Source organism: Rhizobium sp. 0TCS1.26, assembly GCF_050455525.1.
Taxonomy (GTDB): Bacteria; Pseudomonadota; Alphaproteobacteria; order Rhizobiales; family Rhizobiaceae; genus Neorhizobium.
In genome coordinates, this window is sequence record NZ_JBCIYV010000002.1 from 453,439 (window position 1) to 466,068 (window position 12,630).

Annotated in this window: 12 protein-coding genes; 4 read left to right on the top strand and 8 right to left on the bottom strand. The window is 65.4% G+C overall.

Going from position 1 to position 12,630, the window contains the following annotated elements; genetic code table 11:
• The first annotated feature begins 119 nt into the window (after positions 1 to 119).
• Positions 120 to 1,004, top strand: coding sequence for an NAD(P)/FAD-dependent oxidoreductase (locus AAIH46_RS09400; RefSeq protein ID WP_430305589.1), 885 nt, complete (start codon positions 120 to 122; stop codon positions 1,002 to 1,004).
• 5 nt (positions 1,005 to 1,009) lie between these two features.
• Here the strand turns inward: AAIH46_RS09400 and AAIH46_RS09405 are convergent, their stop codons facing one another.
• The 6 genes from AAIH46_RS09405 to AAIH46_RS09430 all read right to left on the bottom strand — a co-directional run bounded on the left by AAIH46_RS09405 (position 1,010) and on the right by AAIH46_RS09430 (position 7,254).
• Positions 1,010 to 1,972, bottom strand: a complete 963-nt coding sequence (locus tag AAIH46_RS09405; RefSeq protein WP_430305590.1) for an alpha/beta hydrolase family protein — start codon at positions 1,970 to 1,972, stop codon at positions 1,010 to 1,012.
• A 111-nt stretch (positions 1,973 to 2,083) separates the two neighbouring features.
• A complete protein-coding gene (locus AAIH46_RS09410) occupies positions 2,084 to 2,344 on the bottom strand; it encodes a hypothetical protein (protein WP_430305591.1) in 261 nt (86 codons plus the stop codon).
• On the bottom strand, positions 2,341 to 2,823 hold the full coding sequence (locus AAIH46_RS09415) for a putative toxin-antitoxin system toxin component, PIN family (RefSeq protein ID WP_430305592.1): 483 nt from the start codon (positions 2,821 to 2,823) through the stop codon (positions 2,341 to 2,343). The genes AAIH46_RS09410 and AAIH46_RS09415 overlap by 4 nt, the downstream gene beginning before the upstream one ends.
• Positions 2,810 to 4,447 (bottom strand): cisplatin damage response ATP-dependent DNA ligase, encoded by a 1,638-nt coding sequence (locus tag AAIH46_RS09420; protein WP_430305593.1) that lies wholly within the window; start codon positions 4,445 to 4,447, stop codon positions 2,810 to 2,812. The genes AAIH46_RS09415 and AAIH46_RS09420 overlap by 14 nt, the downstream gene beginning before the upstream one ends.
• A gap of 169 nt (positions 4,448 to 4,616) precedes the next feature.
• Entirely contained in the window at positions 4,617 to 5,627 is a 1,011-nt protein-coding gene (locus AAIH46_RS09425) for a ligase-associated DNA damage response exonuclease (RefSeq protein ID WP_430305594.1), read from the bottom strand.
• 88 nt (positions 5,628 to 5,715) lie between these two features.
• On the bottom strand, positions 5,716 to 7,254 hold the full coding sequence (locus AAIH46_RS09430; protein ID WP_430305596.1) for an MDR family MFS transporter: 1,539 nt from the start codon (positions 7,252 to 7,254) through the stop codon (positions 5,716 to 5,718).
• Between the two features lie 117 nt (positions 7,255 to 7,371).
• On the opposite strand from AAIH46_RS09430, the gene AAIH46_RS09435 reads away from it, so the two are divergent.
• Positions 7,372 to 7,899, top strand: a complete 528-nt coding sequence (locus tag AAIH46_RS09435; protein WP_430305597.1) for a MarR family winged helix-turn-helix transcriptional regulator — start codon at positions 7,372 to 7,374, stop codon at positions 7,897 to 7,899.
• A gap of 25 nt (positions 7,900 to 7,924) precedes the next feature.
• Here AAIH46_RS09435 and AAIH46_RS09440 read toward each other — a convergent pair whose 3' ends face one another.
• Positions 7,925 to 9,439, bottom strand: coding sequence for a diguanylate cyclase domain-containing protein (locus AAIH46_RS09440; protein ID WP_430305598.1), 1,515 nt, complete (start codon positions 9,437 to 9,439; stop codon positions 7,925 to 7,927).
• 258 nt (positions 9,440 to 9,697) lie between these two features.
• Here AAIH46_RS09440 and AAIH46_RS09445 point away from each other — a divergent pair, with 258 nt between their 5' ends.
• Together AAIH46_RS09445 and AAIH46_RS09450 are read left to right on the top strand one after the other, a co-directional pair.
• Positions 9,698 to 11,080: a TIGR03808 family TAT-translocated repetitive protein gene (locus AAIH46_RS09445; protein ID WP_430305599.1), complete on the top strand. Its 1,383-nt coding sequence runs from the start codon at positions 9,698 to 9,700 to the stop codon at positions 11,078 to 11,080.
• A 128-nt stretch (positions 11,081 to 11,208) separates the two neighbouring features.
• The gene (locus AAIH46_RS09450; protein ID WP_430305600.1) at positions 11,209 to 11,874 is read left to right on the top strand and encodes a glutathione S-transferase family protein; all 666 of its coding nucleotides are present in this window, start codon (positions 11,209 to 11,211) and stop codon (positions 11,872 to 11,874) included.
• Here AAIH46_RS09450 and AAIH46_RS09455 read toward each other — a convergent pair.
• Positions 11,822 to 12,457, bottom strand: coding sequence for a DUF2087 domain-containing protein (locus AAIH46_RS09455; RefSeq protein WP_430305601.1), 636 nt, complete (start codon positions 12,455 to 12,457; stop codon positions 11,822 to 11,824). The genes AAIH46_RS09450 and AAIH46_RS09455 overlap by 53 nt on opposite strands.
• Positions 12,458 to 12,630 lie beyond the last annotated feature (173 nt).

Consider the following 12,630-nt stretch of genomic DNA (forward strand, 5'->3'; position numbering starts at 1 on the left):
CCTTTTGCCCCGCCGTTTTCGCATGCGCCTGCGGGTCACGCAACAAACGTTGTGTCGTGAACCTTGACAAACCACAACTCATGTAACTTCATAGGTTTCGTGAGAATGCAGGAGAGACCATGACGTTCGAGGCTATCATCATCGGCGGCAGCTATGCCGGCCTGTCATCCGCCCTGACGCTGGCGCGCGCCCGTCGCCGCGTGCTCCTCATCGACCAGGGAATTCGCCGCAACCGCTTCGCCAGCCACTCCCACGGCTTCCTGACGCAGGACGGCACCCCACCGGACGAGATCGTCGCGCAGGCGAAGGCCCAGATCAGCCGGTATCCGAACGTCACCTGGCTCGATGCCCGCGCCGAAACCGCCACCGGAAGCATCGAGGATTTCACCGTGGAGGCAGGCGGCGCCGAGCATCGTGGCCGACGGCTGATCCTGGCGACCGGGGTCATCGACGTTCTGCCGGAGATCGACGGCATTGCGGACCGCTGGGGCAAGAGCATCTTCCATTGCCCCTACTGCCACGGCTATGAGCTGGATGTCGGCCGGATAGGTGTCGTCGCCACGTCGCCGCTTGCCATGCATCAGGCACTGATGCTGCCGGACTGGGGACCGACCACCCTGCTTCTCAACGATGCGTTCGAACCGGATCTTCAGCAGATGGCCGCCTTGCAAGGACGAGGCACCGCCGTCGAGACCAGCGCCATATCCCATGTCTCCGGGACGGCAGACGTGCATTTCACCGACGGACGATTGTCCCGCTTCGACGGTCTCTTCGTGGCGCCGACCCTTCGCCTGGCCGGCGATCTTGCAGAATGGCTGGGCTGCGCCATCGACGAGACACCGATGGGCCACTGCATTCGCACCGATGCTATGAAGGCAACGACCGTGGCCGGCATCTTCGCCTGCGGCGATGCGGCGCGGGCGGCCGGCAATGTCACCTTCGCGGTGGCGGACGGCACGCTGGCAGCGCTTGGCGCACACCGCTCGCTGATGGGTTTCGACTGATCGACTTACGCGCCGTGGGTGCGGAAGAAGCGGATGCTTTCCGCCACCGCGCCCGGTACCACGCCGTTGTGGTTTCCCGGCAGCAGACGGTGGTCGATCGATACCCCGGCGGAACGTGCCCGCTCGATCAGCAGCTGGTCGTTGGCGTCGAAGGGCCGCTCCTCTGATCCCCGCAGCAGAAGCGTCGGGCACTTGAGGCTGCGCCCGAAGCACACCGAGGAGCGCATGACCAGTTCGCGCGGATCGGCCGCATCAAAGCGGATCTCCTTTTCATAGCGGCCGAAATAGCGCCAGGCGCTGACGCCGGCGGAGATCGGCACCGCCGCCCTGAAATGCCGCGTCATCGCAGACAGAAGACTGAGCGTGCCGCCATTGCTGTGGCCGGCGAGGAACAGCCGCTGGCTGTCGACGCCCGGCAGCTTTTCCAGATAGGCGGCAGCCGCCAGCGCATCCGACGTTTCGTCGTAGAAGCCGGAATAGTTGCCGGCCTGGCCGTTCTCGCCGCGAAACGACGGCAGCATGACGATGAAGCCGGCCTCGGCATACGGCCGCACCAGCTGCCAATGCCCCTCGCCTGTCGCATTGCCGCCATGGAGGAACAGCACCGCCGGCTTCGGTTTCGCCGACGGCTCCTGATCGGACACCCAGGCGATCAGCTCGATGGATCCGTCGGGTCCGCCGGGATAGCGCACGCGTTTGCCGCCAGACACCTCGCCGAGCGGCGGCGACACCTCGGGCGACGGGCCGAACTTGACGAGATGTGTCGAAAACCGACGACGAGCCTCGGCATAATCTTCCGTCTCAAGCGGGGGAATGTCCGGAATGTCGAAGGGTGGCGGACCAGCCGGCGGTCTCGGCGTGGCCGCTGCCGGCAGCGAAGGCTCGGCGGCGGTCTGTGCACCGGCGGCTGCCGGAAGGAGTGCACCAGCGGCAAGGGCGGAAAGCATCTGACGGCGGGACAGCGGCATGAGGCACCATAGGCGGTGAAGAAGATGTTCGACCGTAGCATCGCTGGCTACGCCTGCAAGAGCAAGGCGGATCACGCTTCCTCGACCGGTCATCCGGTCGCCGCGTCCTGGCTACGGCCGATGCACGTCTTCCGGCATCTCGTCGCCAGGAAGAGGATCGTCTCCCTGGATGTTGTCTAAAATAGCCAGCGCCTTATCCGGCTCGCCGCGCCTTGCCCGCTCCATCAAGGTCCGGACGGCCCGCCGGTGTCCGAGTCCTTCAGCGATCAAGGTTCCGAGGAACTGGTTGACCGAAACCTTCTCCTCCTCGGCGGCACTGCGTGCCTGTTCGAGGATGTAGTCTGGCACGCGAAGGGGATACTGGCCCATCATTGCGTCTCCTTGCGATAGTAATCCTGTAGGAACATCCTCGGCGTCATTGCCTTCAGCCCCAACGGTTTCAGCGCCTCCGGCGCGAGATGCCGATCGCTTGTCAGAATGATCGTCGCACCCGATGCCAGAGCGCATTCGATCAGAAAATCGTCCTTCGGGTCGCTCAGAATCGGCCGGAACCGGAAGTAGGAGAGTGCCGGCCTTGCGCGACTGCAAAGCGCATCGAGGATTGTCTCGACATCCGCAAATGTCACTTTTGGCGGATCGCCGAGCATGAGTGGTCGCTTCAGAACGTCCTCGTATTCCAACAGAAGCGCCGGCGAAAGCCCGAACTCCAGGCGACCGTGCAGCATCTCCTTCAGCACGAATCCGGACGCGCCGGATGGAGACCCGATGGCGCTGACCAGAACATTGGTATCGGCCACGACACGCATCCAGCAATCCAGATTGATATCGCCGGCGATATTATCCCTTGCCATCCATCATGGCAACCAGCGTCGCCAGGCGGTCGGCGTCGCGCGGCAGCTTGTCGGCGCGCAGCCGGGCGATGCGCGGAAAGCGCATGGCGACGCCGGACTTGTGGCGGCTGGACCGGTTGATGCCTTCGAAGGCGACCTCGAGCACGAAGCCGAAGCCCGGTTCGGCCTTCACCGCACGCACCGGCCCGAAGCGCTCGACGGTGTTGTCGCGGACGAACTTGTCGAGAATTTCGAGTTCCGCATCGGTGAAGCCGAAATAGGCCTTGCCGACCGGCACCAGCTGTTCGCCCTCCTCGCCTTCGGCCCAGACGCCGAAGGTGAAGTCCGAATAATAGCTGGAGCGCTTGCCGTGACCGCGCTGGGCATACATCATCACCGCATCGATATTGAAGGGATCGCGCTTCCACTTGAACCACGGCCCCTTCAGCCGACCCGCCTGATATACGCTGTCACGGCGCTTGATCATCACCCCCTCGATCACCGGGTCGGGCGGCGCAAGACGCAGCCGGTCGAGCTCGGTCCAGTCGGTGAACGGCACCAGCGGAGAGAGGTCGAAGCGGTCGTGCGGTGCCGTGCCGATGACATCGGCCAGTCGTTCGCGACGGGTGAGATAAGTCTGCTGGCGGACGTCCGCGTCGCGGTCGAACAGCAGGTCGTAAGCGCGCACGAAGGCCGGGTAGTCGTCGAGCATCTTGGCGTTGACGGTCTTGCGGTTCAGCCGCTGCTGGAGGTCGGAAAAGGTGCGGGTTGAACTGTTGGAGCGCGCCGTGCCGCCGACCAGCAGCTCCCCGTCGATGACACCCTCGAAGGTGATGGCGTCGACAATATCGGGAAAGGCGCCGGAGATGTCGTCGCCGGAGCGCGAATAGAGCTTCTTCGTGCCGCCAAAGCTCGACATCTGCACCCGGATGCCGTCCCACTTCCATTCGGCGGCATAATCGGCGGGATCGAGCTTGGCGAGATCGCCGTCCTCCACCGGATTGGCGAGCATCACCGAGTGGAAGATCGCCGGGGTCGCGAGAACCGGCTTTTCGGCCTTGCCCTCCAGCCAGGCAAACAGCGCCTCGTAGGGCGGCTCCAGTCCGTGCCAGAGCGTCTCGATGTCGGTGACGTCCTTGGCATTCTCGCCGGTTCCGGTCATCGCCGCCAGCGCCTGCTTGGCAAGCCGCGCCGAAACGCCGATGCGAAGGCCGCCGGTTGCGAGCTTCAGGAAGGCAAAGCGACTGGAATGGTCTAGGTGATCGAGCAGGTCGCGCACCGCGCCGCGCACTTCGGTGCGGCCGAGCGCATTCATCCGGTGCACGACATCGCTCAGGCGCGGCTGGTTTTCCGATGGCACGCGCTCCTTGGCGCCGCCGTCCCAGACCAGCGAGATGGTTTCGGCCAGATCGCCGACATAGTCATAGGAGTACTGGAAGAGGATCGGATCGAGCCGTTCGAGCGCCAGTTCCTTCAAGAGCGCCGGCTTGACGCCCTTCAAGTCCAGCGTGCCGGCCAGTGCCGCCAGACCATAGCCGCGGTCGGGATCGGGCGTATCGCGAAAATAGTCGGCGAGCAGGGTCAGCTTGGCGTTGCGCGACGGGGTCAGCACGAGGCGGTCGAGGAGCGTTGCGAAGGCCTTCATGAATAGTCACCCTCGACGGCAGAGGGCAAGGCACACCCCCCTCTGTCACTCCGTGACATCTCCCCCTCAAGGGGGGAGATTGGGAGTCTGCGGCCGCGCTCCATCCGATCTCCCCCCTTGAGGGGGAGATGCCCGGCAGGGCAGAGGGGGGTAATTCGGAATTCCATCATCAATCGCCCTCGTCCTCGTAGCCGACCAGGTGCAGGGGCTTCGCCGGGATGCCCTGCAGCTCGCACCAACGCACCAGCGCCTCTTCACGGCCATGGGTCACCCAGACCGCCTGAGGGCCGATCTCGGTGATCGTCTCGAGCAGTTCGGGCCAGTCGCAGTGGTCGGAAATCACCAGCGGCAGCTCGACGCCGCCCTGCTTGGCGCGCTGGCGTACCATCATCCAGCCCGAGGCAAACGAGATCATCGGCTCGTTGAAGCGTCGCGCCCAACGATCCTGGAAGGCCGATGGCGGTCCTACGACGATGGCGCCGTGGAAAGCGGCCGGGTCCTTCTTCTCCAGCGTCGCCGGGCGCAGCTCGCCGAGCTCGATCCCCTGGCTGACATAGTAGTCGCAAAGCTTTGCCAGCGCCCCGTGGATGAAGATCGGCCGGTCGTAGCCGCAATCGCGGATCAGCCGGATGACCCGCTGCGCCTTGCCGAGCGAATAGGCGCCGACGAGATGCGTGCGTTCGGGAAACTGGACGATCGACTGCAGGAGCTTGGCCGTCTCGGCCTTCGGATCCGGATGGTGGAAGACCGGCAGGCCAAACGTCGCCTCGGTGATGAAGACGTCGCACTTGACCGGCTCGAAAGGCGCGCAGGTCGGGTCGATGCCACGCTTGTAATCGCCCGAGACGACGATGCGGGTGCCGGATTTCTCGATGGCGATCTGCGCCGACCCCAGCACATGACCGGCCGGATGGAAGGTCACTTCCACCCCGTCGACATCGATCACCTCGCCGAATTCCGCGGCCTGCTCGGAGAGGGTGAAATCCTCCCCGTAGCGCAGCGCCATGATGTCCAGCGTCTGGCGTGTTGCCAGCACATGCTGGTGGCCGGCGCGGGCATGGTCGGAATGGCCGTGGGTGATCAGCGCCCGCTCGACGGGGCGGACCGGATCGACATAAAAGCGACCGGCCGGACAATAGAGCCCGGCCGGAGTGGGATAGAGAAGCGCCTCTGGTTTCATCCCCTTACAGATAGGCGCGGCGAAGGGACTGGGAAGAGGCCGAGGCCGTTCTGACGATCGGAGGCCGACAGGCGGCGGATTGCGACCCTCAGGCAGCCGCCGGGGTTTCCTCCGCTACCGGCTGCGGCACGCGCGCCGGCGGCAGCCGGGTCGGCTTCAGGAACAGCGCAGCGACAAGGCCGATCGCAGCGGTGGCGGCAGCCGTCAGGAACAGCGGCGTGAAGGCGTGGTAGTAGACGACCGCCACCGCCTGGCGCGAGGCTTCCGGCAGCGCCGCCAGGGCCTTCGGCGTGATCGCCGAAATGTCCGCGACGCCGGGGATCGTCGTGTCGCTGCCCTTCAGGGCGGTGCCGACGATGGCGCCGTAGATGGAGATGGCGATCGATGCGCCGCCCATGCGCATCAGTGTCACGGCACCGGTTGCGGCGCCGACATCCTCGCGCGGCGCCGAATTCTGGACGCCGATGATCGGCGCCTGCTGGCCAAAGCCGACCGCGAGCCCTTGCAGGAACATCACCAGCGCGAGGACGACGAGCGGCGTGCCGGCGCCGAGAAAGGAGAAGACCAGCAGCATTGCGACGCTGAGCGCCAGGCCAAGCAGGGAAAACGGCTTGTAGCGGCCGGTGATCGAGATCAGCCGTCCGGCCGACAGCGAACCGAGGACGATGCCGCCGGTAAGGCCGATGAAGAACAGGCCGGCGACCGAAGGCGACAGTCCGGTCGTCGTCTGCAGGAACAGCGCGTAGTAGTTGACGAGGCCGATGCCGACCGCACCCGAGCATAGCGTGATGATCAGGCAGAGCGAGAAGGTCGAATCGCGGAACAGCTTGAGCGGCACGATCGGTTCGGCGACGCGGCTTTCGACGAGCACCCAGAGGCAGGCGCTGATGACGCCGACGGCGAGCACCAGCAGCGAGGGAGCAGCAAACATCGAGCCGAAGATCTGCCGGCTGTCGGCCCAGGCGACCAGGCAGGCGATGGTGGCAGCCAGAAGCACTGCACCGACATAATCGATCTTCGGGCGCCGCTCCGGCCGCCGGTAGGGCAGAAGCAGGCTGATGCCGGCCACCACGACGATGCCGATCGGCACGTTGATGAGGAAGATCGAGCGCCAGCCGAAGAGGTCGCTCATCGTGCCGCCGAGCACCGGACCGATGCTGCCGGAGGCCATGATCATCAGGCTCGAATAGCTCTGGTACTTCGCCCGCTCGCGCGGCTCGAAGAGATCGGCATTGATGGAGAAGATGGAGACCATGATGCCGCCGCCGCCGAGCCCCTGGAAGACGCGCGCGGCGATCAGCGAATTCATCGACCAGGCAAAGCCGCAGACCACCGAGCCGATGGTGAACAGCACGATGGCAAACAGCATCACGTATTTGCGGCCGAACATGTCACCGAGCTTGCCGTAGATCGGCATGACGGCGCTGGAGGCCAGCAGGAAGGAGGACGAGACCCAGCCGAAGCGTTCCATCTGGCCGAATTCGCCGACAATGGTCGGCAGCGCGGTGGAAACGATCTGGTTGTCGAGCGTCGCCATGAACAGCGCCGCCATGAGGAAGCAGAAGACGGCCAGCCGGCGCGACGAGGTTGCGACGAGCGGCGGGGCCGTTGGGCGAGAGATATCCATGGCGAGGTTCCAGTTTCGTCGATTTATGTGCTTTCGGCATATAAATGTCAACGGCAACTGCATGCCAACAGCAGAAATGGATTGTCGAGGACGGGCGGCGTCTGCTAGGATTTGTGCATGAAAGACAACCTCGCCACGACCACGGCCGGTGCCGACATCCCCTCCCGGGCATTCAACCCGATCGGAGACACGCTGTCGCGCATGCGCATGCTGATCGGGCGGCGGATCGTTGCCCGTGCGGCGATTGCCAACACCGTGCCGGGTCTCGAACTGTCGCATCTCGACGCGCTCGACGCGATGCAGTTCATCGACGGCGAAGTCACCGTCGGCGCCATTGCCGAACGGATGCGGATCGACCCGTCTCGCGGCAGCCGGCTGGTCGCCGAACTGGTCGGTCACGGCGTGCTGCGGCGGGATGCCTCGCAGGAGGACGGTCGCCGGTCGCTGCTGGTGCGCACCAAGCTCGGCGACAAGCTGCTGGCCGAACGGCGGACGGTGAAGATGGCACTGCTCGCCGACGTGCTGGCCGACTGGAGCGAGGAGGAGCTCGAAAGCTTCTCGCGCCTGTTCGAAAAGTTCGTCGACGGCTTCGAGACGGCCGCCGCGCGCGGCGTGGCGAATGCCGGCGAACAGCGCAACGGCTAACCGCCTTCAACCTTCACGACGTGCTTCAGCCGGTGGCGGACAGTCGCAGCGCATCGCGCCCGCCGCGCTTTGCGTCGTACATGGCGCGGTCGGCGCTGGCGAGCAGCGCTTCCGGCGTATCGCCGTCACCTGGATAGAAGGCGACGCCCATGCTGCATGTGGCGCTGATCTCGGCATCATCGACGCTTACCGGCGCCGAGATAGAGGCACGGACATGCTGAAGGCGCCGCACGACGGCCGGGCGATCCTGATTGATATGGCTGAAGACGATGGCGAACTCGTCGCCCCCCAGCCGCACGACCAGATCGCTGGGCCGCACCGAATTCAGCATCCGGTTGGCGATCGTTCGCAGCACCTCGTCCCCGATCGCATGGCCCAGCGTGTCGTTGATCTGCTTGAAGTTGTCGAGATCGATATAGGCGACGATGATCTTGCGGCCTTCGCGGCGCGCGTCGGACAGTGCCCGGCCGAATTTCGGCCAGAACAGAGCCCGGTTCGGCAGGCCGGTCAGCGGATCGTGATGCGCCATGTGGTGGATGCGCTGCTCGTTGCGCGCCCGTTCGATGGCGATGCCCGCAAGGTCCGCTGCCATGGCGCTGATCTCCGCCTCGCGCGGCGTCGGTGCCCGCACCGTCTTCGAATACAGCGCAAGCGTTCCCAGCACCTCTTCGCCGACGGCAATGATCGGCGTCGACCAGCAGGAGCGCAAGCCGAACATCGCAGCGATCTTGCGGCAGCCATCCCACAGCGGATCGCTGTCGATATCGGTGGTGACGATGGTCTGGCGGCGCCAGGCGGCGGCGCCACAGGAGCCGGCCTGCGGGCCGATCTCGATACCGTCGACCAGCCGCGAGAAGGCGTCCGGCAGGTCGGGAGATGCGCCGTGCCGCAGCTGGTTGATGTCCGGATCAAAGAGCAGGACCGAGGCCGTAACGCCCTGCAGCTGCTGCTGGACGAGCCCGCACAGCGCCGTCAGGATCGCCTTCAGGGGCCGGCCGCGGGCCACCATTTCCAGCACCGTCGCCTGGCCGCGGTTCAAATCCTCCTGGCGCTTTCGCTCGGTAATGTCGCGCGCCATGACGATGAGGCCGACGACCTGGCCCTCCTCGTTGCGCATCGGCGTGCGGGTGGTGAGGTACCAGAGGCTGCCCTCGGCGCCGCGGCCAAAGGTTTCCTCCTGCTCGAAGGCCACGCCATCGGCCATCAGCTGCTGCTCGAGCAGGAAGCGCTGCTCGGCAACCTCGCTCTCCATCATATCGAGATCGAACACGGTACGGCCGAACAGCTCCTCCTCCGAGGCAAGCCCTGCCGCGGCAAGCGCCGGAGCGTTGGCGAAGACGTAGCGACCGCGCCTGTCCTTCAGCAACAGCGATTGCGGGAACTGGTCGAGCAACTGGCGGGCGTCGAGCGACTGGATCGCGAGGCTTGCATCGCTGTCGATATCGGCGGCCGTCGCAATGCGGATCAGTTGCCGCAGCAGTTGATCAAGGGTGGCGGCCTCGACCGGACCAGCCGAATGTGCGGCGGTAGTGTCAGTCATGAACGGGCCTCCTGATGTGATGGCCAGCGCCCTTCCGAAGGAAGACCGCATGCCGATCGACCGGGTAAGTCCGCCCGGCCTGAGGTTCGCTAAGTGTGCTCGTTCGCCCGTCTCTCAAGCACCCCTGAAAGCAATCCGGCCGCCGTCGTTAAGAATGTCTGTCGCTCGCCCCTCGCATCGCCACAGCCCCCCGCACCGTCCAGCGAAGCGTATCAGGATGGCACAGGTTCATGGCATGGTTCCTGCTTCGAAGGGTGCATGGTGACTGGATCATTTCTATCGCGACGACGGCTGGTGCAGGGGATGGCGCTGCTCACGCTTGGCAGCACCGCTCCGGCACTTGCGGCACCGCGAACCTTACGGGGCGAGACGGATCTGCGCGGCTCGCTGGATGCTGCCCCTTATGGCGTGACGCCGAAGCCGGGCGAGCTTTCAGGCACCCGGTTTGCGGCGATGCTCAAGCGGGCGGCGGCCGACAACACGCCGGTCTTCCTGCCGCCCGGCACCTATCCGGTCGAGGCTTTGGACCTGCCGGACAATCTGCGGCTGTCGGGCGTAGCGGGCGCCTCGCGGCTCCTCTACACCGGCGCCGGATCGATGCTGACGGCGCGGCGGCTGCGGCGGGCCGAGCTTTCCAACCTCATCATCGACGGCGGCAATGCCCGGCTCGGTGGAGAGGCTCCTGCCCTTTTGCATGCAAGCGATGTCGGCGAACTGATCATCGACAATTGTGACATCGTCGGCGCGTCGAAAAGCGCGCTGCATCTGGAACGGTGCGCCGCGCGGATTGCCGGCAACCGGATCTCGGGTGCTGCGGATTACGCGCTCTATGCCGTCGACGGGCGCGAGACGACGATCTCCGGCAATCGGGTGAGCGCCTGCGGCAATGGTGGCATCCTCGTGCACCGGCTGCAGAAGGGCCGCGACGGCACCATCGTCACCGGCAACCGGATCACCGACATCCGCGCGGCGAACGGCGGCACCGGCCCGTTCGGCAATGCCATCAACGTGTTTCGTGCCGACAACGTCATGGTCGGCGGCAATCACATCAGCGGCGCCGCGTTTTCCGCCATCCGCGCCAATGCCGCCTCCGACGTGCAGATCTTCGACAACCAGTGCCTCGAGAGCGGCGAAACGGCGATCTATTCGGAGTTCGGCTTCGAGGGTGCCATGGTCACCGGCAACCTCATCGACGGCGCAGCGAACGGCATCTCGGTCGTCAATTTCGACAGCGGTGGACGGCTGGCGACGATCGCCAACAACATGGTCCGCAACATCTCGGCCGACGGCCCCTACGTGCACGACAATGTCGGCTTCGGCTTCGGCATCAGCGCAGAGGCGGATGCGGCCATCACCGGCAATGTCGTGGAGAACATCGCGCGCTTCGGCATGCTGGTCGGCTGGGGACCCTATCTGCGCAACGTGCTGGCCTCCGGCAACATCATCCGCCGGGCACAGACCGGCATGGCGGTGTCGGTGGTCGAGGATGCCGGCCAGGCACTGATCGCCAACAACCTGTTCGACGAGACGCCGAAGGGCGCGATCGTCGGCTATCGCTGGCACGATGCGGCAACCCGCGACCTCGTCGACGGCGCTTCCGGCTTCGCGCATCTGGCGATCTCCGGCAACCGCTCCAGCTGAACACGGCGCTGGTTTCCGCCGGCCCCTCTCCCATCGACAAAAATCATCGACACTTCACCGGACATACCCTTCCGCGCCGGCCGCGCCCGGCATAGGTTGCCGGCAGTCCCGAAACAGGAATGTCCACAATGCTGACGATCTACGGCGCCTACCGCTCGCGCGCGACCCGCACTCTCTGGCTCGCCGGCGAGATCGGTCTTGCCGTCGACCACGTTCCCGTTCTGCAGGCGAAGCGTCTGGAAGACCCGCTGGCCGCCGATGCGCCGATCAACACCCTGTCGCCGGCCTTCGTCGCCATCAACCCGATGGGCAGCATCCCGTCGATCGACGACGACGGCGTCATCGTCCACGAGTCGCTCGCCATCAACCTCTACCTGGCGAAGAAGTACGGCGGCGCGCTGGCGCCAAAGGATCTGGTTGAAGACGCGGCGATGATGCAGTGGTCGTTGACGGCCGCCACCGAGATGGAAGCCAATGCGCTGAAGATCTCGTCGGCCTCGCTCGGCGAACAGACCGACGAGACGAAGGCGGTGATCGAGGTCGCGGCACGCAGCCTGAAGCGGCCGTTCGACGTGATGGAAGCGCATCTTGCCGACAAGACCTGGATGGTCGGCGACCGGTTCACGGTCGCCGATGTCAACGTCGCGGAGATCGTCCGCTACGCGCAGCCGCATCAGCCGATGTTCGATGCGCGCCCGGCGGTGAAGGCCTGGCTGGAGCGCTGCCAGGCCCGCCCGGCGTTCAAGGCGATGTGGGAGAAGCGGCTGGCGGAGCCGGCGTCCGGACCGGTCTGAGCGGCGGCCGGTTGGACGGCCTCGGCGCCACCTGTGACCGGATGCGGTCCTGCAGGTGGCGGATGAGGTGCGCCGCCTCTGCCGGCGGGCGCGTTTCGATCCGCCGGTAGTTTTTGCAGTCGGCGGAGCGGGAGACCATGCCCCAGTCGATCAGTTCACGGCGAATGAGCACATGGTCGCCGAACCCGTTCAGCCGCTTCAGCACCGCGTTCACCTCCGGCTCGGTGAGATCCCGCCGCGCCGGAAGCGCTGCCCAGCACCACCAGAGCGCCAGCTTCTGCTGCGAGGTCTTCTTCGGCCAGCGCAGCATCACCCCTTCGGCATCGAAGCACCGCAGCACCTGCTCGATCCGCCTTTGATCGACAGGCTCCGGATCGACGGTCGCCGGCGGCGCAGCAAGCCGCTGGCCCGCACTGGCATCCGCCTTCAGATGCTGGAAATTGCGAAAGCCGGCGCCGCGCGCCAGGATGTTCAGAAGTTCCACATGGCTCGGCGGAGCGTTGCGCTCACCGAGTTCGCGGCCGAGCGTTTTGGCCAGTGCCGAAACATCAGGCACCATGAGGGAAAGGATTGTCTTCGACATCGTTCGTCCTTTGATCGTGCCGTCGAAAAACTGTCGGTGGTCACCGTCTTCCGACCCGGCACGAGGGACAGACCCGTCGTGATGAGAAGATTGTCTGGCAGGTTTAGCTCCCGGCCTGTAACGGCCGGGCGGTGACGCCTGGGTGAACTGCTGACCCTTGCAACGCAAAGAAC

What these genes read in the sequence shown, in the direction of transcription:
- AAIH46_RS09415 (WP_430305592.1), bottom strand. Translation starts at nt 2,823, where the DNA reads ATGGCAAGGGATAATATCGCCGGCGATATCAATCTGGATTGCTGGATG.
- AAIH46_RS09425 (WP_430305594.1), bottom strand. Translation starts at nt 5,627, where the DNA reads ATGAAACCAGAGGCGCTTCTCTATCCCACTCCGGCCGGGCTCTATTGT.
- AAIH46_RS09405 (WP_430305590.1), bottom strand. Translation starts at nt 1,972, where the DNA reads ATGCCGCTGTCCCGCCGTCAGATGCTTTCCGCCCTTGCCGCTGGTGCA.
- AAIH46_RS09400 (WP_430305589.1), top strand. Translation starts at nt 120, where the DNA reads ATGACGTTCGAGGCTATCATCATCGGCGGCAGCTATGCCGGCCTGTCA.
- AAIH46_RS09440 (WP_430305598.1), bottom strand. Translation starts at nt 9,439, where the DNA reads ATGACTGACACTACCGCCGCACATTCGGCTGGTCCGGTCGAGGCCGCC.
- AAIH46_RS09430 (WP_430305596.1), bottom strand. Translation starts at nt 7,254, where the DNA reads ATGGATATCTCTCGCCCAACGGCCCCGCCGCTCGTCGCAACCTCGTCG.
- AAIH46_RS09445 (WP_430305599.1), top strand. Translation starts at nt 9,698, where the DNA reads ATGGTGACTGGATCATTTCTATCGCGACGACGGCTGGTGCAGGGGATG.
- AAIH46_RS09435 (WP_430305597.1), top strand. Translation starts at nt 7,372, where the DNA reads ATGAAAGACAACCTCGCCACGACCACGGCCGGTGCCGACATCCCCTCC.
- AAIH46_RS09450 (WP_430305600.1), top strand. Translation starts at nt 11,209, where the DNA reads ATGCTGACGATCTACGGCGCCTACCGCTCGCGCGCGACCCGCACTCTC.
- AAIH46_RS09410 (WP_430305591.1), bottom strand. Translation starts at nt 2,344, where the DNA reads ATGATGGGCCAGTATCCCCTTCGCGTGCCAGACTACATCCTCGAACAG.
- AAIH46_RS09420 (WP_430305593.1), bottom strand. Translation starts at nt 4,447, where the DNA reads ATGAAGGCCTTCGCAACGCTCCTCGACCGCCTCGTGCTGACCCCGTCG.
- AAIH46_RS09455 (WP_430305601.1), bottom strand. Translation starts at nt 12,457, where the DNA reads ATGTCGAAGACAATCCTTTCCCTCATGGTGCCTGATGTTTCGGCACTG.